Origin of the sequence: Sorangium sp. So ce185, assembly GCF_051526825.1 — a bacterium.
Lineage (GTDB): Bacteria > Myxococcota_A > Polyangia > Polyangiales > Polyangiaceae > Sorangium > Sorangium cellulosum_D.
Genome location: NZ_CP150316.1, coordinates 9,168,496 through 9,186,325, shown reverse-complemented (window position 1 = coordinate 9,186,325; position 17,830 = coordinate 9,168,496). Strand labels below are relative to the sequence as shown.

Annotated in this window: 16 protein-coding genes; 12 read left to right on the top strand and 4 right to left on the bottom strand. The window is 73.1% G+C overall.

Annotated elements, in window-relative coordinates; genetic code table 11:
* Positions 1–88: 88 nt before the first annotated feature.
* Genes WMF26_RS33535 through WMF26_RS33525 form a run of 3 tightly spaced genes read left to right on the top strand, consistent with a single transcriptional unit; the run spans position 89 to position 2,752 of the window.
* Complete coding sequence (locus tag WMF26_RS33535; RefSeq protein ID WP_061624392.1) at positions 89–691, top strand: RNA polymerase sigma factor; 603 nt, start codon at positions 89–91, stop codon at positions 689–691.
* Complete coding sequence (locus WMF26_RS33530) at positions 688–1,467, top strand: hypothetical protein (protein WP_437996057.1); 780 nt, start codon at positions 688–690, stop codon at positions 1,465–1,467. Before WMF26_RS33535 ends, WMF26_RS33530 begins: the two co-directional genes overlap by 4 nt.
* A gap of 10 nt (positions 1,468–1,477) precedes the next feature.
* Positions 1,478–2,752 (top strand): glycosyl hydrolase family 8, encoded by a 1,275-nt coding sequence (locus WMF26_RS33525; RefSeq protein WP_437996056.1) that lies wholly within the window; start codon positions 1,478–1,480, stop codon positions 2,750–2,752.
* Between the two features lie 101 nt (positions 2,753–2,853).
* Here the strand turns inward: WMF26_RS33525 and WMF26_RS33520 are convergent, their stop codons facing one another.
* Together WMF26_RS33520 and WMF26_RS33515 are read right to left on the bottom strand one after the other, a co-directional pair.
* Positions 2,854–3,627, bottom strand: a complete 774-nt coding sequence (locus WMF26_RS33520; protein ID WP_061624862.1) for a class I SAM-dependent methyltransferase — start codon at positions 3,625–3,627, stop codon at positions 2,854–2,856.
* Positions 3,628–3,691: 64 nt separating this feature from the next.
* Positions 3,692–4,135, bottom strand: a complete 444-nt coding sequence (locus WMF26_RS33515; protein WP_437996055.1) for a hypothetical protein — start codon at positions 4,133–4,135, stop codon at positions 3,692–3,694.
* A gap of 190 nt (positions 4,136–4,325) precedes the next feature.
* Between WMF26_RS33515 and WMF26_RS33510 the strand changes: the two genes are divergently transcribed.
* Positions 4,326–5,444, top strand: a complete 1,119-nt coding sequence (locus tag WMF26_RS33510; RefSeq protein WP_437996054.1) for a metallophosphoesterase — start codon at positions 4,326–4,328, stop codon at positions 5,442–5,444.
* A 36-nt stretch (positions 5,445–5,480) separates the two neighbouring features.
* Here the strand turns inward: WMF26_RS33510 and plsY are convergent, their stop codons facing one another.
* On the bottom strand, positions 5,481–6,131 hold the full coding sequence (plsY, locus tag WMF26_RS33505) for a glycerol-3-phosphate 1-O-acyltransferase PlsY (protein ID WP_437996053.1): 651 nt from the start codon (positions 6,129–6,131) through the stop codon (positions 5,481–5,483).
* Between the two features lie 123 nt (positions 6,132–6,254).
* On the opposite strand from plsY, the gene WMF26_RS33500 reads away from it, so the two are divergent.
* The 7 genes from WMF26_RS33500 (at position 6,255) to WMF26_RS33470 (ending at position 15,641) form a co-directional block, all read left to right on the top strand.
* Positions 6,255–7,541 carry a patatin-like phospholipase family protein gene (locus WMF26_RS33500; RefSeq protein ID WP_437996052.1) on the top strand — a complete coding sequence of 429 codons (1,287 nt, stop codon included), beginning with the start codon at positions 6,255–6,257 and terminating at the stop codon, positions 7,539–7,541.
* 189 nt (positions 7,542–7,730) lie between these two features.
* Complete coding sequence (locus tag WMF26_RS33495; protein WP_437996051.1) at positions 7,731–9,860, top strand: SUMF1/EgtB/PvdO family nonheme iron enzyme; 2,130 nt, start codon at positions 7,731–7,733, stop codon at positions 9,858–9,860.
* 303 nt (positions 9,861–10,163) lie between these two features.
* Positions 10,164–10,850, top strand: coding sequence for an STAS domain-containing protein (locus WMF26_RS33490; protein ID WP_437996050.1), 687 nt, complete (start codon positions 10,164–10,166; stop codon positions 10,848–10,850).
* Positions 10,851–11,013: 163 nt separating this feature from the next.
* On the top strand, positions 11,014–11,646 hold the full coding sequence (locus WMF26_RS33485; RefSeq protein WP_437996049.1) for an RNA polymerase sigma factor: 633 nt from the start codon (positions 11,014–11,016) through the stop codon (positions 11,644–11,646).
* Entirely contained in the window at positions 11,637–12,914 is a 1,278-nt protein-coding gene (locus tag WMF26_RS33480) for a FecR domain-containing protein (RefSeq protein ID WP_437996048.1), read from the top strand. The genes WMF26_RS33485 and WMF26_RS33480 overlap by 10 nt, the downstream gene beginning before the upstream one ends.
* A gap of 77 nt (positions 12,915–12,991) precedes the next feature.
* Positions 12,992–14,020 carry a hypothetical protein gene (locus tag WMF26_RS33475; RefSeq protein WP_437996047.1) on the top strand — a complete coding sequence of 343 codons (1,029 nt, stop codon included), beginning with the start codon at positions 12,992–12,994 and terminating at the stop codon, positions 14,018–14,020.
* A 73-nt stretch (positions 14,021–14,093) separates the two neighbouring features.
* Positions 14,094–15,641: a hypothetical protein gene (locus WMF26_RS33470; protein ID WP_437996046.1), complete on the top strand. Its 1,548-nt coding sequence runs from the start codon at positions 14,094–14,096 to the stop codon at positions 15,639–15,641.
* Positions 15,642–15,744: 103 nt separating this feature from the next.
* Here the strand turns inward: WMF26_RS33470 and WMF26_RS33465 are convergent, their stop codons facing one another.
* A complete protein-coding gene (locus WMF26_RS33465) occupies positions 15,745–16,863 on the bottom strand; it encodes an amidohydrolase family protein (RefSeq protein WP_437996045.1) in 1,119 nt (372 codons plus the stop codon).
* Between the two features lie 78 nt (positions 16,864–16,941).
* Here WMF26_RS33465 and WMF26_RS33460 point away from each other — a divergent pair, with 78 nt between their 5' ends.
* Positions 16,942–17,727 carry a hypothetical protein gene (locus tag WMF26_RS33460; protein WP_437996044.1) on the top strand — a complete coding sequence of 262 codons (786 nt, stop codon included), beginning with the start codon at positions 16,942–16,944 and terminating at the stop codon, positions 17,725–17,727.
* The last annotated feature ends 103 nt before the right edge of the window (positions 17,728–17,830 follow it).

The following is a 17,830-nucleotide window of genomic DNA, read 5'->3' as shown; positions in this document are numbered from 1 at the left end:
ACCTGGTCCGCGCTCGCTGCTGCCGGACGTCGCTCCTTCGGAAATCGAGTCCACGGGTCTCAGGCCTCGCCTCCCGCTGAGCGGAAACATGGTCGTCGAGGTCATGACATCGCCTGCTTTATCTGACCTGGAGCCGGCGAACGTGAAGCCTTCGGCAGAGAGCTTGAGACAGCGAGACGCGCGACTGCGCCGGATGGTGGACGCCCATCTCGACTTCATCGGGCGGGTGCTCCGCAACGCGGGGACCCCGGCCGCCGAGATCGACGATGCGGTGCAGCGCACCTTCATCGCCGCAGCCCAGCGGCTGGACGACGTCCGGCCGGGGGCGGAGAAGAGCTTCCTTCTCCAGACCGCGCTTCATGTGGCAGCCCACGCGCGACGCAGCGCTGCGCGTCGGCGGGAGTTCCCGGCGGCCGAGCCGCCGGAGGTCGTGGACGCTGCGACACCGGAGCAGCTTACCAGCCAGAAGCACGCGCGGCAGATGCTAGACCAGGTCCTCGACGAGATGGAGTCGGACCTGCGGACCGTGTTCGTGCTGTACGAATTCGAGGAGATGAGCATGGTGGAGATCGCCGGCGTGCTGGGGATCCCGCAGGGTACCGTGGCCTCTCGGCTACGAAGGGCCAGGGCCGATTTTCGAGAGCGCGTCCGAGCGCTCGAGCTCGTTTCGACGAGCGAGGTGAGACGATGAGCGAACCACGCCGCCTGCTGGAAGAGAGCGACAGCCCGCTCGAGCGCGCGCTGCTGAGCGCCGGCGCGTCGTACCAGACTTCACCGGAGACGCGCGCGAAGACGCTGGCCGCGCTGGGGATCGCCGGCGCCGCCGCGCTCTCGGCCAGCGTCGCAGCGCCCGCCGCGGTCTCCGCGGCGGGGACGGCCGTCGCGTCCTCGTCGGTCGCCGTGAAGCTCGGCTGGACGAAGATCCTCGTCGCGCTCTCGACGGTGGGCGTGCTGGCCGGCATCCCTGCCGGCTACCTCGCCTGGCGCGGGTATCAGGCGCCGGAGCTCGTCGCGGTCCACCGCTTCGGCGGCGCGCTCGCGGGTCCGGTCGAGCGGGCCGCGGCGCGCCCGGCGCCCGTGGCGGCGCCGGCGCCCGCGCCGCCGGCGGAGGCCGAGCCGGAGGAGATCCCCGCCCCGGCGCGCGCCGGCAGCAGCGGCGGCGCGGCCTCCAGGGTCGACCCGAAGCCCGCCTCCTCGAGCGCGGCCCTCAAGGCGGAGCTCAGCGCGCTGGACGCGGCGCGCTCGACGCTGGCGAGCGGGAACGCGCAGGGCGCGCTCACGCTCCTGGACGCCTACTCCAAGGAGCACCCGCGCGGCCGCCTCGGGCTCGAGGCCGAGGTCCTGCGGATCGACGCGCTCGCGAAGAGCGGCCGGCTCGACGCCGCGTCGCAGCGCGCGAAGGCGTTTCTACAACGACATCCGAACAGCGTGCTCGCTTCCAGGGTACGACGCTATGTGAACGATTAAACTCCGGGTCATGCGCTGTCCCGTCTTCCTCCGCTTGTTCCGCGCAGCATCGGGCATTGCCTGCGGCTCGTTGGCGCTCTGCGCGCTGCCCGCGTGCGGGAACACGGTGGACTGGCTCGGCCACGACCGGATGAGGAGCGACGAGCTCCGCCCGCTGACCGGCCCACAGGAGTACCCCAACGCGCTCAGCGACGTGCTGGGCAAGTCGGACGAAGAGATCGCGGCGAAGATCAACGCTACCTTCCAGCAGCTCTTCTACGGCGATAGGTACAACGAAGCCATCTTCTACCCGGACGCCTACGACGCCGATCGGGCTTACATCTTTGACACCCTGCACTTGCAGGTGCGCACCGAGGGCATGGGCTTCGGGATGATGATCACCGTCCAGCTCAACAAGCGGGACGAGTTCGATCGGCTCTGGAGATACGCCAAGGAATGGCACGAGCACACGTCCGGCCCCAAGCAGGGCTATTTCGTGTCGTTCTGCGACGTGCCGTGGAGCGAGAAGCCGGTGTTCTGCTCCGATCCCTTCGGTCTCCAGCAGCTCGCGATGGCGCTGCTGTTCGCCCACGGTCGCTGGGGGAGCGACACCGGGACCATCGACTACGGAGCGGAGGCGATCGCCTTGCTCGAGGTGATGCAGCACAAGGAGACGCTGAACGGGGGCGTCAATGACGGCGTGACGAACACCTTCGACCCGGAGACGAAGCTCGTCTTCGACGTCCCGAACGTCGAAGCCGCGGACACGACCCGCCCCTCCCTCGAGATGCCGGCCTACTACGAGCTCTGGGCGCAGGCCACGGGCGACCCGTTCTGGTTCGAGGCCGCGGAGAGCGCGCGCGAGCACTGGAGGCGGACCGCGCACCCGATCACCGGGCTCATCCCGGTGCGCGCCCACTTCGACGGCACGCCGGTGACCGGCTCGGCGAACTTCGATTCGGAGTCCTACCGCACGCTGCTGAACCTCGCGCTCGACCAGATCTGGTTCGGGGTCGACCCGTGGCAGGTGGAGGAGGCCAACCGGCTGCTGGCGTTCTTCTCGAGGCAGGGCATCGACTGGTACGGCGGGGCCTACACGCTCGACGGCGTGCTGGTCGAGGCCAGGGACCCGGCGCTCGTCGTCACGAACGGCGTCGTCGGCCTCGTCGCGACGACGAGGGATCGCGCCGATTACATCGAGGAGGCGTGGGCGGCCGAGCTGGCGACCGGATTGCCGCGCTACTACCCGGGGCTGCTCCACCTGCTCTCGCTGATCACGCTGAGCGGGCAGTTCCGCGTGTACTGATCGGAGGCGCGTCCTGCCCCGCGATCGCGCGGGATCGCTCGCGATCCAGGCCCCGGCGGGCACATCGCGGCTCGGGCGCAGCGCCGTCGCGCTCGGCGGGCTCACGCGAAGCGGAGGTGGAGGACGGGCGGCGCGCCTCCGTGCTGGTACAGGCGAGGCATCCGGCTCGCGTCGCGCAACGCTCGCCCGAGCGCGGTCGAGGCGTCGCCCTCGCAGAACGGGCGCAGCCGCGGATAGCGCGCCAAGGAGCCGTCCAGCGAGGGGAGCTCCAAGCAGGCGCGCGACCGCGGCGGGATCCGGAGCGGTGGCGACGCCTCGTGATCGAGGATGAGCTCCGTCCCCGGCGCGAGGCGCACGGAGGCCCGCGTGAGGAAGGCGTCGACGACCTCGGGCGGCTGGCGGGCCAGGGCGCCCTCGGCGATGAGGAGCGTCGGCACGTCGCCCGCGCCGCGGAGGCAGTCCATCCAGCCCGTGCACGCGATCGAGCAGCACCGCGCGACGGCGTGGCGGTCCGACGCGTGGCCGAGGCGATGCGCGCACTTGAACTCGGCGAGGTGGGGCGGATCGAGCTCCACCCAGCGGAGCGTCCCGTTGTCGACGCGCGAGAACCGCGTGCAGAGCCCGGCGTCGAGCGCGATGACGAGGCCGAGCGGGTTCCGCGCGACGTAGTCGCGGACGAGCCGATCGACGGCCATGGTGCGCACGGTCGAGGTGCGGAGCGCGCGGGCGTCGAAGCCCGCCGGGTCCACGTCGAGCGAGGCCAGCATCGCCTCGGCCCACGGGTCGGCGAAGCCGAGGTCCGGAAAGCGCACCCGCGCCTCGGCGCGCCCGACCAGCGAGAGCACCGCGTGCCTGGAGACCGCCGTGGAGATCATGCGCCCTCCGCGCGGCGCGGGGCGCGAGGCCGCGCGAGCGCGCGCGCCCCCGGGGGCCGGCGCGTCACGACGGCACCCCGCCGCCGCCGCGGACGACCTCGTCGACGAGCGCGCGCTCGAGGCGCAGCACCGCGGCCTTGTCCGGGAGCTTCGCCGCGAACAGGCCGCCGAGGAGCGTCACGAGCTTGTCGTAGTCGGGCGCCTGCGCCTTCCAGTTCGCGATCGGGTACGCCTCGTAGAGCCCGCGCGTGAGCCGCGAGGGCGTCAGCACCGAGACGCGCGCCTCCGGGTGCCAGAGCTGGAGGTGCCAGAAGCCGCGCGCGACGAAGTACTCGAACTTCCGCCCGACGAAGAGGCGCACCTCCCAGCCCGCGACGACCAGGGCGAGCTCGCGCTCGCGAGGATCGTGCGGCGGCGGCGGCCAGCCGTCATCACGCGCGCGCTCCGCGAGGCGCGCGGGATCGGTCCGGCGCGGGGGATCCACGGCGAGCGGCGTGCGCGCGCTCACGAGAGCCCCGCCTGGGGCGCGTCGGAACCGGGGAAAGCGGCGAGCGCTGCGCATGGGGACGGGCTCGGGGCAGGGGGCATCTCTCGGCTCACTGGGGCTCCGTTGTTGATATTGAAAATGATGTTCAACTTCGATAGATGGACGTCTTGCAGGTGTCAAGCGAAAACGGCGCCGGCTAGAATGCGCGCCGATGGCACACTTCTGTCGTTTCTCCGGCGCTTTCCGGTCCTTTGCGGTCCTCGCCCTCTGCGCGTTGCCGGCCGTCGCCTCGGGCGCAGGCTGCGGTGTCGCGGACAGCGTGACGCCCCCCGTCGGCGTCGCGCCGGAGGGAGCGGGTGGCCGCTCGAGCAGCGAGGGCACCGGTGGCGCGCCGAGCGGCGCCACGGACGAGGGGGGCTCCCAGGTCGACGGGGGCGCCGAGGTCGACGGCGCCGTGGGCGAGCCGTCCAGGGTCGTGAGGATCATCGCGATCGGCGACACCGGCGAGGGCAACCTCGCGCAGAACCAGGTCGCCGACCGCATGAGCGAGAAGTGCCTCGCGGTGGGGGGCTGTCACGCCGTGATGATGAACGGCGACAACTTCTACGATCACGGCGTGCTCGATACCGGCGACGCGCAATGGGGGCCGAAGTTCGAGCAGCCCTACGATCGACCGGGCCTGAACGGCCTCCCGTTCTACGCGGTCCTCGGCAACCACGATCACGGCCCCAGCAGCAGCGGCGTGCGGCAGGCGCAGATCGATTACTCGCTGCTGCCGGTGGGCGACGGGCCGGGAACGCGCATGACCGACAAATGGCGCATGCCCTCTGCGTATTACGATGTCCGCGTCGGGCACGTCCATCTCTTCGGCATCGATACCGTCGACTTCACCTCCGATGAACAAGCGGTCGACATGAGCGCGCGGGTCGCCGCCTCGGACGCCCGGTGGAAGATCGTCTTCGGCCATCACCCCCGCTACACGTCGGGCGCTCACGCCGCCGACAATCAGCAGCTCGGGCTGGACGGGATGTTCGCCATGCAGCGCGCGATCTACTGCGGGGCCGACATGTACATGTGCGGCCACGACCACAATCTCGAGCTCATCGACAAGGGGCGCGACGAGCTCTGCCCGGACACCTATTTCGCCGTCAGCGGCGCCGGCTCGAAGACCCGCCCGTGGCTGACCTCGGCCCCGAACGAGCCCGGGCAGCTCTTCTATAACGACGAGACCGAGGCCTTCGCTTACCTGGAGTTCGAGGAGAACGTGCTGCGCTTCGAGTTCATCGACAAGCAAGGCGCGGTGATCTACGCGAAGACGATCATCAAGTGAGCTGGCGAGGCGCGCGGCCGCGGCCGGCCGGCGGCGTCAGCGCCGCTCGCCCTCGGGGGGCGCGCCGGCGCTCGCGCCGCCGTCGGGCCGCTTCCCGAAGGAGAGGGTGCTCTCGGTGCCCGCGAGGATCCGCCGCAGGTTCGGGATGTGCTTCAGCCAGATGAAGGCGCAGAGGAGGAGCGAGAGGCACAGCACCGGGGCGCCGCGCTCGCCGAGGAGCCAGAGGAGCGCCGGCAAGGCGAGCGCGCCGGCCAGGGAGCCGGCCGAGACCATCCGGGTCGCCCGCACGACGATCGCGAAGACGGCGAGCGTGACGAGCGTGGCCCGCGGCGCCAGCACGAGCAGGACACCGCAGGACGTCGCGACGCCCTTGCCGCCCCGCATCCCGAGGAACACGGTGTAGTCGTGGCCCAGCACCGCGGCGAGGCCGCCGGCCGCCGCGACCCACCCGCCCGGCGCGGCGGAGAGCCATGACGCGATGGGACCGGCGACGAGCGCGCCCTTCGCCATGTCCGCGGCCAGGACGGCCAGCCCGGGCCTCCAGCCGAACGCGCGAAGGACGTTCGTGGCGCCGATGTTCCCCGAGCCCATGGCGCGGAGTTCGACGCCTTTGACGAACCGCGCAAAGAGGTAGCCTGTCGGGATCGCTCCGAGGAGGTAGGCAAGGACGAGGTAGATTGCCGTCATCGGGCGCCTCCGTGTCCGCGCGCGTGCGCGCCATGGCCACGGCCACGGGTGTGTAGCATGGCGCCGCGCGAGGCGCGCTTTTCAGGGTCGGTGTCGCGCGGGCGATCGTGGTACTCTGCGACCATGGCCAACGCCTCGCCCGTATCGACCCGGTATGGCCGCGCCCCCAAGATCGCGCTCGTCCTGGCCGGCGGCGCAGCTCGCGGCGCTTACGAGGTCGGCGTCGTGCAGCACATCCTCGAGGAGGTCTCGCGCGACCTCGGCCGCGAGGCGCCGCTCGACATCCTGTGCGGCACCTCGGTGGGCGCCATCAACGTGTGCGGGCTCGCCGCGTTCGCGGACGAGGCGCGGAGCCGAGCGCGGCGGCTCGCCGCGGTGTGGACGCGCCTGCGCATCGACGACCTCGTGCGCCTCGACGTGCGCGGCGTGCTCGCCGTCGGGCACGACCTGCTCCGCGGCGGCGCCGCGGGCGCGCCCGCGAGCGGCGGCCACGCCTCGCTCCTCGACACGTCGGGCCTCGAGCGGCAGATCGCGGAGGCCGTCCCCTTCGAGCGGATCGACGGCCACCTCGAGCGAGGGCTGCTGTCGGCCGTCACCGTGTCGACGACGCTGGTCAAGAGCGGCCGCACCGTCGTCTTCGTCCACCGCCGCGAGCCCGGCCTGCCGCCCTGGAGCCACGACCCGACGATCTCCCCGCGCGCCACCGCGATTCGCGCCGAGCACGCCCTCGCCTCGTCGGCGCTGCCCATCCTGTTCCGCCCGGTGAGCATCGACGGCGAGCTCTACTGCGACGGCGGGCTGCGCCAGAACGTCCCGCTCTCGCCGGCGCGGCGCCTCGGGGCCGACGGCGTGATCGTCGTGAATCCGCGGTACATCGAGCCCGCCTCGGCCGCGACCGAGCGCGACGCGCCGGGCTTCCCCGGGCCGCTCTTCCTGCTCGGGAAGACGCTGAACGCGCTGATGCTCGACCGGATCGACAACGACCTGGCGCGCCTGGAGAGCATCAACGGCATCCTGGAGGCGGGGCGGCGCCGCTACGGGGAGGGCTTCGTCGACGCGCTGAACGAGCAGCTCGGGCTCCCGCCGGGGCGCACGCTCCGGCCGCTGCGGTCGCTGCTGATCCGCGCCTCCAAGGACATCGGCAGCCTGGCGGCGGAGTTCGTGCGCTCGCCGGCGTTCCGCGCGCGGACCACGAGCGTGCTCGGCCGCGTGATGCGGCGCCTCGCCGAGGGGGACGAGCAGCGCGAGGCCGACTTCCTGTCGTATCTGCTGTTCGACGGGGAGTTCGCGGGGCGGCTCATCGAGATCGGCCGCGCGGACGCGCGGGCGCGGCACGAGGAGCTGTGCGCGTTCTTCGAGCGGGCGCTGAGCTGGGGCGGGGCGGAGGAGCGGGCGCGCGAAGGGGGCTGAGGGACACAGGCCTCCTCCGGAGCGTCCGCACCTCTCGGGCGCCGAAACGCGATGAGGGCGACTGAGGCCTCCGTGGGCGAACACCGCGCGAACACCGCGCGATTACCGCACGATTACCCCACGGTTCACGCGCGATGACGGCATGATCTCCGCGCGGCCGCAGCGCCCGGTGTAGACTCGCGCCGCGAGATGGCACCTTCGGATCCGTTCGGCTGGGTGGGCGCGACGATCGGCGGCAAATACCGGCTCGACGCCGTGGTCGGCGAGGGCGGGTTCGGGGTCGTCTACCGCGGCCATCACCTCGGGTTCGACGAGCCGGTCGCGGTCAAGTGCCTGAAGGCGCTCGGATCGCTGGCGCCGGCCGAGCGCGAGGCGTTCCAGCGGATGCTCCTCAACGAGGGCCGGCTCCTCCACCGCCTCTCCCGCGCGAGCGCCGGCATCGTGCAGGCCCTCGACACGGGCGCCGCGGTCTCGCCGTCGGGCGAGTGGACGCCCTACCTCGTGCTCGAGTGGCTCGAGGGCGCGCCGCTCGACCACGACATCGCCGCGCGGCGCGCCGGCGGCGGGGCGGCGCGCCCCCTCGCCGAGGCGATCGCCCTGCTCGCGCCCGCGGCGCACGCGCTCGAGGTCGCGCACGCGCAGGGCGTCGCCCACCGCGACATCAAGCCCGCGAACCTGTTCCTCACGGACATCGGCGGCCGGCGCACGCTGAAGGTCCTCGACTTCGGCATCGCCAAGGTGCTCGGCGAGCTCTCGAGCATGACGCAGGCGATGGCCGAGACGGGCGGCGCCCTCCGGGCCTTCACCGTCCACTACGGCGCGCCGGAGCAGTTTCACCAGCGCTTCGGCGCGACCGGGCCGTGGACCGATGTCTTCGCGCTCGCCCTGGTGCTCATCGAGGTGGCGTCGGGCGACCGCGCCCTCCTCGGGAGCGACGTCACGCAGCTCTACATCGCCGCGACCGATCCGGCGTTCCGCCCGAGCCTGCGCGGCGCGGGCGTGAGCGCGCCCGAGGCCGTCGAGGCGGTGGTGCGCCGCGCGCTCGCGGTCGAGCCGCGCGAGCGCTACCGCACGGCGGGCGAGCTCTGGGGAGCGCTCGAGGCCGCCATGGCCGGGGCGGTCGCGTCCGTCGGCGCGGTCGTGCCTGCGGCGGGCACGGCGCCGGGCCTGGCGGATACGGCGTACGCGAGCGCGGCCGTCGCCGCGCCGGGCCCGGCGGGCGCGGCATCCGCGCTGGAGGCGCCCCGCGGCCTTGCCGGCGCGCCGCCCGCTCTTGCCTCGACGCTCGCCCCCGGACCCGCGCCACCGCGCGCGCCCCTCACCACGATGCGCGGCATCACCGCGAGCGCGCCGCCGCCGGGGTCGCTGCCTCCGGGCTCGCCTCCGGCCGCGCCCGCGACCGCCGCGTCCGCGCGGCGGCGCCGTCTGCTGCCCGCGGTCGTCTCGGCGGTCGCGCTGGCCGCCGCCCTCGGCGCGGGCGCCGTCGCGTTCCTCCAGCACCGCGCCCCCGACGACGCGCTGCCGGCGCGCGCGCGCGGCGGCCTGGCCGCGCCGCCGGCCAAGGCGCCGCCCCCGCCGGACATGGTCCGGGTGCCCGCGGGCCGGTTCACGATGGGCAGCGCCAAGGGCGGCAAATCCGAGCGGCCGCCCCACGAGGTCACCCTGACCCGCGCGTTCGACCTCGATCGCACCGAGGTCACGGTCGCCGCCTACCAGCGCTGCGTCGACGCGGGCCGGTGCACGCCGAGCGGCCTGCACGGCCCCCGCGCCAGCGACGCGGACGTGGAGCAGCGCGGCGCGCTCTGCACCGCGGCGGATCCCGCGAAGGCGCAGCACCCGATCTCCTGCGTCGATCAGGCGCAGGCGGCCGCGTACTGCGCCTTCGTCGGCAAGCGGCTCCCGACCGAGGCCGAGTGGGAATACGCCGCGCGCGGCGCCGACGGCCGCGAGTACCCCTGGGGCAACGAGCCGCCGGGGTGCGCGCACGCCGTCGTGTCGCGGCCGGCCGGGCAGGGCTGCGGCGCGCTCGGCAAAGGCACCCAGGAGGTCGGCTCGGCCACGGCCGGGGCGAGCGCGTCGGGCGCGCTCGACATGGCGGGCAACGTCTGGGAATGGGTGGCCGACGGCTGGGACCCAGGCGCCTACGCGAAGGGCGCCCAGACGGATCCCCAGGTGCCGGCGACCGGCAGCAAGGGCGTGCTCCGCGGCGGATCGTGGGATTTCTCGGCGAGCACGGCGAAGTCGACCTTCCGCCTGGCGTTCGACCGCGAGGCGGGCGACGTCTCGACCGGGTTCCGCTGCGCCCGCTCGCTCGATTGATCGCGGGCTGCCGGGGATGCGCGAGCGGCCTCGACGCTGCCGGCCGGGCGAGCAGGTTCCTTCCAGCCGCGATGAAGATGGGCTATCTGTTTGACCTTGGTCGAAGGTAGATTCACACGTCGAGCGGCGAGATAGGATATCTGGACAGGTGTGGTCGTGTGGTCCAGCGCGCGGTGACGTCGTTGCGAGCGCGTCCGCGCGCAGGCCGCCGGCGACGCCGGCGATGCGCCGCAGCGACATCGCACCGAGGCCCCCGGTCAACCTTTGTCGAGCGCAGAGGAGCCCATGCAAGAATCCGAGAACATGATCTCTTTCGAGGAGCGCCGGATGCAGCGCGTCATCGATGCTGTCGCGCTCGCATCGACGGGAGAGGTCGAGCTCGCCCTGAAGCAGCTCGGGGCCGTCGAACAGGATGCCTTCGGGGTGGTCGAGGAGGCGCTGCGGGTCTTTCTCTCCGAGCTCTCCGCGACCGCGGAGCAGAACGCGCAGGCGCTCGCCGCGCTCGCTGCCTCCAAGCGCGAGCTCGAGAGCCAGCTGGAGACCATCCAGCGCCAGGAGTACGCCATCCGGGAGCTCTCGGTGCCGATCATCGATATCTGGCATGGCATCCTCACGCTCCCGCTCGTCGGGCTCATCGACTCGGTGCGGGCCGTCGAGGTGACCGATCGGCTGCTCGCCCGCGTGGCGGACGACAGCGACGTCGAGTGGGTGATCCTCGACCTCACCGGCGTCACGGTCATCGACTCGATGACCGCCCAGCACCTCGTCAAGCTCGCCCAGGCGGTGCAGCTCCTCGGCGCTCGCTGCGTCCTCACCGGGCTGGGCGGCCACGTCGCCGAGACGCTCGTGACGATCGGCGTCTCGTTCGACGAGCTGAACCCGATGCGCAGCCTGCGGGAGGGCCTCAGGTTCTGCCTGGCGCAGCGCAGGGCGGGCGGCGCCGCCCTGGCAGCGCGCGGGGAGCGCGCGACACCCCGCACGCAGACCTAGCGTCGGCGCGCGGTCGCCTCTCCAGCGGGCGCGCGCGGGCTGGCCTGCGCCACCTCGGCGCGCATGCCGGTGAGCACGGCCTCCGTGCCGAGCAGGCTCAGCGCGCTCCGACGCCGGCGCTGAGCCGTCGCGACGGGGACCGGCCATTGAAGAGGCTACCGCGATGTCCGCGCACCTCCGCGTCGTCCGAAAGCCCCGCTCGCCGGATCCCCCTGTCGACGCGCAGCCCACCTTGCCCGAGGTCCTGCGCGGCCTGCACGCCCGGAATCCCGCGGCGGAGCGCCGCCTGCTCGACGCTTACGCCGGCCTCGTCGAGCGGATGCTGTTTCGCATCCTGGGCGATCTCCGGACCCTGGAGGATCTCGTGCAGGACGTGTTCGCCCGGGTGTTCTCCCGCATCGACGACGTGCGCGAGCCCGAGGCGCTGAAGCCGTTCATCACCAGCGTCACCGTCTTCGTCGCGCGCGAGGCGATCCGCAAGAAGCGGCGGCACCGCTGGCTCGCGTTCTTCGCGAGCGACGAGCTGCCGGAGATCGCGGCCAGCGTCGATCCAGAGGCCCGGCAGGGGGTGCGCGCCTTCTATCGAGCCGTGGAGACGCTCGATCCCGACGAGCGGCTGGCCTTCACGCTGCGGATCGTCGAGGGCCAGGAGCTCGCCGACGTGGCCGCCGCTTGCAACGTGTCGGTGGCGACCGTCAAACGCCGGCTCCAGCGCGCGGAGGCCGCGTTCGTCGAGCGCTGCAAGAAGGATGAAGTGCTTGCCTCCTGGCTCGCGGAGGGCGACCGATGGACGTGAGGACCAAGGACATCGCGGCCCTGGGGCGCCGGGTCGCCGCGCACCAGGACGCCGCGCTCGAGCGGCTGGCGCGGCCCGGAGCGGCGGATCGGCTCCACGCGATCTACCGCAAAGAGGCCGCGCTCTCGCTGCGCGAAGGGGCGGCTCGCTCCCCGCGGCGGCGGCTCGGCTTCGCGCTCGCTGCGGCGTGCGTCGCCGCTTCCGCCCTCTTCTTCGCGCTGTCCCGGCCGCGCGACCCGTTGACCTACCGGGTCGACGGATCGCCCGGCGTCGTGGGCCGGTGGGTGGCCGCGGACGCGTCGCGCGTCGGGCTCGACTTCTCGGACGGCTCGCGCGTGGACCTCGCGCCGGGGACGCGCGCCCGTGTGACCGAGGTCGGCCCGCTCGGCGCCGGGGTCCTCCTGGAGCGCGGATCGCTGCACGTGCGCGTCGTGCATCGCGACGACACCCGGTGGGTGGTGGCGGGAGGGCCGTTCGAGGTGCACGTGATCGGCACCGAGTTCGACGTCACGTGGGACACCGAGGCCGAGGAGCTCGCGGTCTCGATGAGCGCCGGCCGCGTGCGCGTGCTGGGCTCGTGCGTCGAGCCGCCGGGGCGCGCCGTCGCCGCGCCCGAGTCGATCCGGCTGACGTGCGCCGCCCCCCGCGCCGCCGCGCCGCCTCCGGCGCCCGATCCCGAGGCGAGCCCGCCCGCTGACCCGCCGGCCCTCCCCCCGAGCGCGAGCGCCGCCGCGCCCGCGCCGGCGGCGCCTCCTGCGCCGCCGGCGCGGGCGGAGGCGCCGTCGGCCGCGGCCCCCGCCGGGGGCTGGCGCGCGCACCTCGCCGCGGGCAAGCTCGCCGAGGCGCTCGCGGACGTGGAGCTCCTCGGCATCGACGCGGTGCTCGAGCGCGCCGCCGGCGCGGAGCTCGTCGAGCTCGGGTCCGCGGCGCGGCTCGCGCGCAAGCCGGACGTCGCGGCCCGGTTCTACCAGACGGCGCGAGCGCGGTTCGCCGGGAGCGACGCCGCCGCCGTGGCGGCGTACCACCTCGGCCGCATGGCGTTCGACGGGCGCGGCGCCTGGGCGGAGGCCGAGCGCTGGTTCGCCGTGTACCTCGCGGAGAGGCCGCGCGGCGCGCTGGCGCCGGAGGCGCTCGGCCGCTCCATCGAGTGCGCGACGAACCTGAAGCTCCACGCGCGCGCCCGCGAGCTCGCCGCGCGCTACCTCGCGGCCTACCCGAACGGCGCCCACGCCGGGCTCGCGGCGACGCTCGCCGGTGGGGCCGATTGACGCTGCGCCCGCGCGCGTCACGGGCGTCGGGAGGGCGCCGGCGGAGCCTGTCCGGAGCGCGCGCCGCGGCGCGCCCGATGGGCGGCGCGCTCGTCGCGCTCTTGGCGTCCCTGGCGCTCGCGGCGCCGTGTTTCGCCGACGAGCGCTCGCCGATCACCGTCGTCGCCGGTGTGCGCGGCGCGCTGGCGCACCGGCTCTCGCAGGAGCTCGAAGCGGCGGGCTTGCCGGTGCAGGTCGAGGTGAGCCCGGTGGCGGTCGCGCCCGGCGGGCTGCTCATCGTCGTGCCCGAGGGGGACGAGGGGGCGATCGAGATCTGGTCGGCGTCGGGCGGCCGGGCGGATCTCGTCGCGAGCGTGGCGCCCGACGGCCCGCTCGACACCCGGGTGCTCCGCGCGGCGGAGCTGGTGCGGGCGCTGCGGTCGCCGGCCGGCGCCCCCACCGACGCCACGCCGGCGGCGGTCGCGCCGGCGCCGCTCCCGCCCGCGCCCGTCGCGCCTTCGGCCGTGGCCGTGGGGCCCGGCGACGCGTGGCGGAGCCCGCCGCTCGGCGCGTGGGGGCCTCCGGCGCCCGCGTTCCCGGTGCCCGCGGCGCCGCGGGCAGCGCTCGTCGATGTGGGCGTCGCGGTGGCCGTGGGGTGGCAGACGCCGGGCGTGTCGCTGGCGCTCGACGCCTCGCTCCGGATCTGGCCTTCGGCCCGGGTCGGCGTCGGGCTCCTCGCGGACCTGCCGCTCGCCGGCCCGACGATCGACGCGCCGGAAGGCGAGGTCCGCTTTCGCGCCACGCTCCTCGGCGCCGAGCTCGTCCTCGCGCCCGTCGCGAGGACGGGCCGTTTCGGTCTCGTCCTGTCCCCTGGCGTGGGCCTCGCCCACGTGAGCGCGTCGGGCGAGGCGAGGCCGCCCTACCTCGACAGCGACGAGTCCGCGATCACCGCCCTCGTCTACGGGCGAGGCGAGGCGCGCCTCCGGCTCATCGACTCCCTGGCTCTCACGGCGGGCGCGCTCGGCGGCGCGGCGATTCCCCCTGTCGATATCCGGTTCGCGGGACGGGTGACCTCGACCTTCAGCCCGCTCGCGTCGTTCTCGCTCGGCGTCGTCGTCGAGCGGTGAGCCGCCGGCGCGGCAGGCGGCCATTCCTAGGAGCAGGACACGCGCTTCCTCAACCGAGATCGGAGAGTGCTCCTTGAAGCAGCTCATCGTACCTGGAACCATCGCGCTCAGCGTGCTTACGGCGGCATGCGACAGGATTCCGCTCGATCCCATTCGCGGCGATGACGCCGGCGGCGATGCCGCGGGAGAAGGCGGAGCCGGCAGCGGCAGCGCCGGCAGCGCCGGCAGCGCCGGCAGCGGCAGCAGCGCCGGCAACGGCAGCAGCGCCGGCAGCGGCGGCGCGCCGGGCGCCGGCGATTCCCTCTGGAGCCTGCACTTCGGATCGACGGTGCGCCAGGCCAGCGTCCCCGGGGGCCGCATCGCCGTGGACGGGGCGGGCCACGTCATCCTCGCGATCGAGGTCGCCGAGGGCGTCGACCTCGGCGACGGCCCGCTCTCGACCGAGGGCCGCTCGGACGTCAGCCTCGCGAAATTCGACGGGGAAGGGCAGCTCATCTGGCACAAGAGGCTCTTCGACGCGGGCTACGTGCAGGATGTCGCCGTCAATCCGGCGGGGCTCATCGCCCTGGCGGGACGCGCTCGCCAGACCAGCATCGATCTCGGAGGCGGCCCGCTCGTGGGCGGATCGCTCGACGCCTTCGTGGCCGTCTTCACGGCAGACGGAGAACACGTCTGGTCGGCTCGGAGCGGCGCAGGATCCTATGTAGTGTGGGACAGCATCGACGTTGACGCAGCCGGGAACGTGGTCGTGGCCGTGAGCTTCACGGGCCAGATCAGCCTCTGCGGACGCTCGCTGACCAGCGCCGCCGTGGACGACTCGTACGTCGCGAAATTCGACCCCGCGGGGCATTGCCTCTGGGTCAAGCAGCTCGGCGCCACGGAGACGCACGACGTCGCGCTCGATGCGACGGGAAACGTCGCCCTCGCCGGGAGCTTCGGGTACGGCGACGTGAAGACGATCGACCTCGGCGGCGGGCCGCTGACCTCCGCTGGCCGCGAGGACGTCTTCGTGGCGAAGCTCGACGCCGCCGGAGCGCACCTCTGGAGCAAGCGGTTCGGTGACGAGGCGCTCCAGAGGGCGTACGGCGTCGCGGTCGACGGCTCCGGAGCCGTGGTGATCGGCGGGACGTTCCTCGGGAGCGTGGATTTCGGCGGAGGCGCTCTGGTGAGCGCGGGCGGGTTCGATTTTCTCGAGCCCGGCTCGGTCACGTGGGGCGGCAATATGTTCGTGACCAAATTCGGCCCCGCGGGCGAGCTCCTGTGGGCCAAGCGCTTCGGGGAGTATGGGCCCCAGACGGCGTTGGACGTCGCGGCGAACGTGGGAGGCGACATCGCCATCACGGGCCTGCTGTACGGCGACGTCGATCTGGGCACGGGCCTCATGGACTGCACCTACGGCGATGCCTTCGCCGCGAAGCTCGACGCGACGGGCACGGTGCGCTGGGCCAAGCACACCGGCGACAGGGGGCGCCAGTACGGCCAATCCACGGCCATCGACGCGACGGGCAGCGTGTTCGCCGCCGGGCCATTCCTGGGCACGATCGACTTTGGCACGGGGCCGCTCGTGAACGCGCCGTCGGAGCCGTCCTCGGACTCCTTCCTCGTGAAGTTCGGGCCCTGAGGTCGCGGGCGGTGATCCGAGGGTCGACGTTCGTCGCGGGCAGGCGCCGAGCCATCGGTCGCGCGAGCCGCGCCCCGCATGGACGGGGCCGGCAAAGTGGCCCTCACCGCGCGCAGGCGCCGAGCCATCGCGCGGCGTTCTGTCCGAGGGCGGGGCCGAGGAGCTCGGGGGGCAGGTGGAGGCCCTGATAGGTGCCGAGGGTGCGGGCCGGCTGGTCGGCGGTTTGACGAAAGAAACGGAAATTGTCCTCTTTCAAGAGACCCATGTTCGACTCCACCTGCAGATCCCACAGCTCCATGGACAGCGGGTCCAGCCCGCTGGTCACGAGGTCGGTCCCGAACAGGAAGCGCTCGGGCCATCGAGAGAACAGCTTGAGGAGCTGGGCGCGCTCCCGCTCGAGGTTCGCGAACCCCTCCGCCGCCGGGCCGGCGGAGCCATGGCTCGTATCGACGAGGAGGCGTGGAAACGCCTCCATCAGGGACTCCACGCGCGCGAGGTCGGTGCGGCTGCCGCAGAGATGTGCGCACACCAGCCGCAGGTCGGGGAAGGAGCGCAGGACCGCCTCGAGCTCGCCGCGGTATCGGACGGTGTTGGCGTGAAGGAGGACCGGGAGCGCCTGATCGGACAGCGCCTGCCACATCGCCTGGTGCGAGGGGTCGTCCAGCGGACGCTCGTGGAAGAGGTTGTGTCCCTGATAGAGCTTCACGCCGCAGGCGCCTCGGCGGCGGAGCTCGGCGAGGTACGCGAGATCGCCGTGACCCAGATCCACGGTGACGAACGGAATGAGCTTTCCGGGGTGAGCCGCCGCGGCGTCGAGGACGATATCGTTGCCCGTGCGGTAGCCGGCGAGCCCGGATCCGCCGCGGCCGCTGGTCAGGTCCGGGCTCGCGAGGATGACGGCGCGATCGATGCGGTGCTTGGCCATGTGGGCGAGCAATGGTGTCGCCGCGTCGGCGTGCGTCAGGTGCACATGGATGTCGATGACCTCCTGACGGGGCGGAGGCGGCGACGAGCGGCACCCCAGGACGGCGGCGAGCGCAGCTCCCAGCGAGATGCTGCGGAGTCGGGCCCCGCGAGCGGTGTGGGCGGCCTTCGGAGAGCGGATTGAACGACGCGGAGCCATCGCCGGCAAGGATACTCCGCGGCTTCGCTGGCGCCATGGAAAAGAATGGAGTCGTGGGAAATGATATGATCTGACATCGCGCTTCCAATCGTGGTTCATGCAATGCTCGATGCGCGTGCTTCAGGGGGCGACGCCTCGCCCTTGGGAGCATTATTATCTGTTCTCAGGAGGTCTTGTATGTCGCTCATCCGTAGCTCGATTCGATTCATGGGGTTCACGGCGCTCTGCGCCTCGTTGTTCGGAGCGACGTCTTGTTCGCCGTGGTCGGACAATGGCGCGGGCCCCGGCGCCGGGGGCAGCAGCAGCACCAACGCCACCGGCAGCGGCAGCAGCGGCGTCGGTGACAGCGGCAGCGGCAGCGGCGTCGGTGATGGCGGCGGCAGCAGCGGCGTCGGTGATGGCGGCGGCGGCAGCAGCGGCGGCGGCGGTGGCAGCGGTCCTGGCGGGGTCGGCGGAGGCGGCTCCGCGAGCGGGGGCGGCGGAGCGCCGGCTTGCGCGGACGACGCCCACGAGGAGAACGACGCGGCCGCCTCCGCGGCGCCGCTCGCCTACACGGCAGGCGGCAGCGGATCTCCCGACGCGTGGTTCTCGCACGTCGGCTTCGTCCTCTGTTCAGGCGATGAGGACTGGTACCTGATCGATACCTCTCTCGGATACGAAGAGCTCTATTGGAAGCTCCGCGTCCTGGCCGCCGGGGCAGAGCTGTGCGGCGCGGGGTGCGAGCAGTACACCCCGCCACCCGGCCCAGAGAACACGGTGATCGTGGAGGTCTACAGCGCGGCCACGATGGAGCTCATCGGATCTGAACAGAGCGAGCATGGACGGGTGTGGCTCGATGGCGAAGGGCTGGATTCGGCGAACGATCTGCTCCTGCGCATCTATGGGCCGCCGGAGGCGGCCTACCCGTACGACATCACGTTCATCGCCAAGTCCTATGAAGGGGAGGACGAGTGCGAGTGCTGAGCGTCGCCTCGACGAGAGCGCCGAGGCGGCCGCGCCGCTAGCGCCGGCGGCGCTCGCGCTCGTCGGCGTGGGCGCATGGAGCCTGCGACGCGATCGCGGAGGA

What these genes read in the sequence shown, in the direction of transcription:
- WMF26_RS33460 (WP_437996044.1), top strand. Translation starts at nt 16,942, where the DNA reads ATGTCGCTCATCCGTAGCTCGATTCGATTCATGGGGTTCACGGCGCTC.
- WMF26_RS33535 (WP_061624392.1), top strand. Translation starts at nt 89, where the DNA reads ATGGTCGTCGAGGTCATGACATCGCCTGCTTTATCTGACCTGGAGCCG.
- WMF26_RS33490 (WP_437996050.1), top strand. Translation starts at nt 10,164, where the DNA reads ATGATCTCTTTCGAGGAGCGCCGGATGCAGCGCGTCATCGATGCTGTC.
- WMF26_RS33475 (WP_437996047.1), top strand. Translation starts at nt 12,992, where the DNA reads ATGGGCGGCGCGCTCGTCGCGCTCTTGGCGTCCCTGGCGCTCGCGGCG.
- WMF26_RS33530 (WP_437996057.1), top strand. Translation starts at nt 688, where the DNA reads ATGAGCGAACCACGCCGCCTGCTGGAAGAGAGCGACAGCCCGCTCGAG.
- WMF26_RS33495 (WP_437996051.1), top strand. Translation starts at nt 7,731, where the DNA reads ATGGCACCTTCGGATCCGTTCGGCTGGGTGGGCGCGACGATCGGCGGC.
- WMF26_RS33465 (WP_437996045.1), bottom strand. Translation starts at nt 16,863, where the DNA reads ATGAACCACGATTGGAAGCGCGATGTCAGATCATATCATTTCCCACGA.
- WMF26_RS33520 (WP_061624862.1), bottom strand. Translation starts at nt 3,627, where the DNA reads ATGATCTCCACGGCGGTCTCCAGGCACGCGGTGCTCTCGCTGGTCGGG.
- plsY (WP_437996053.1), bottom strand. Translation starts at nt 6,131, where the DNA reads ATGACGGCAATCTACCTCGTCCTTGCCTACCTCCTCGGAGCGATCCCG.
- WMF26_RS33480 (WP_437996048.1), top strand. Translation starts at nt 11,637, where the DNA reads ATGGACGTGAGGACCAAGGACATCGCGGCCCTGGGGCGCCGGGTCGCC.
- WMF26_RS33525 (WP_437996056.1), top strand. Translation starts at nt 1,478, where the DNA reads ATGCGCTGTCCCGTCTTCCTCCGCTTGTTCCGCGCAGCATCGGGCATT.
- WMF26_RS33510 (WP_437996054.1), top strand. Translation starts at nt 4,326, where the DNA reads ATGGCACACTTCTGTCGTTTCTCCGGCGCTTTCCGGTCCTTTGCGGTC.
- WMF26_RS33485 (WP_437996049.1), top strand. Translation starts at nt 11,014, where the DNA reads ATGTCCGCGCACCTCCGCGTCGTCCGAAAGCCCCGCTCGCCGGATCCC.
- WMF26_RS33500 (WP_437996052.1), top strand. Translation starts at nt 6,255, where the DNA reads ATGGCCAACGCCTCGCCCGTATCGACCCGGTATGGCCGCGCCCCCAAG.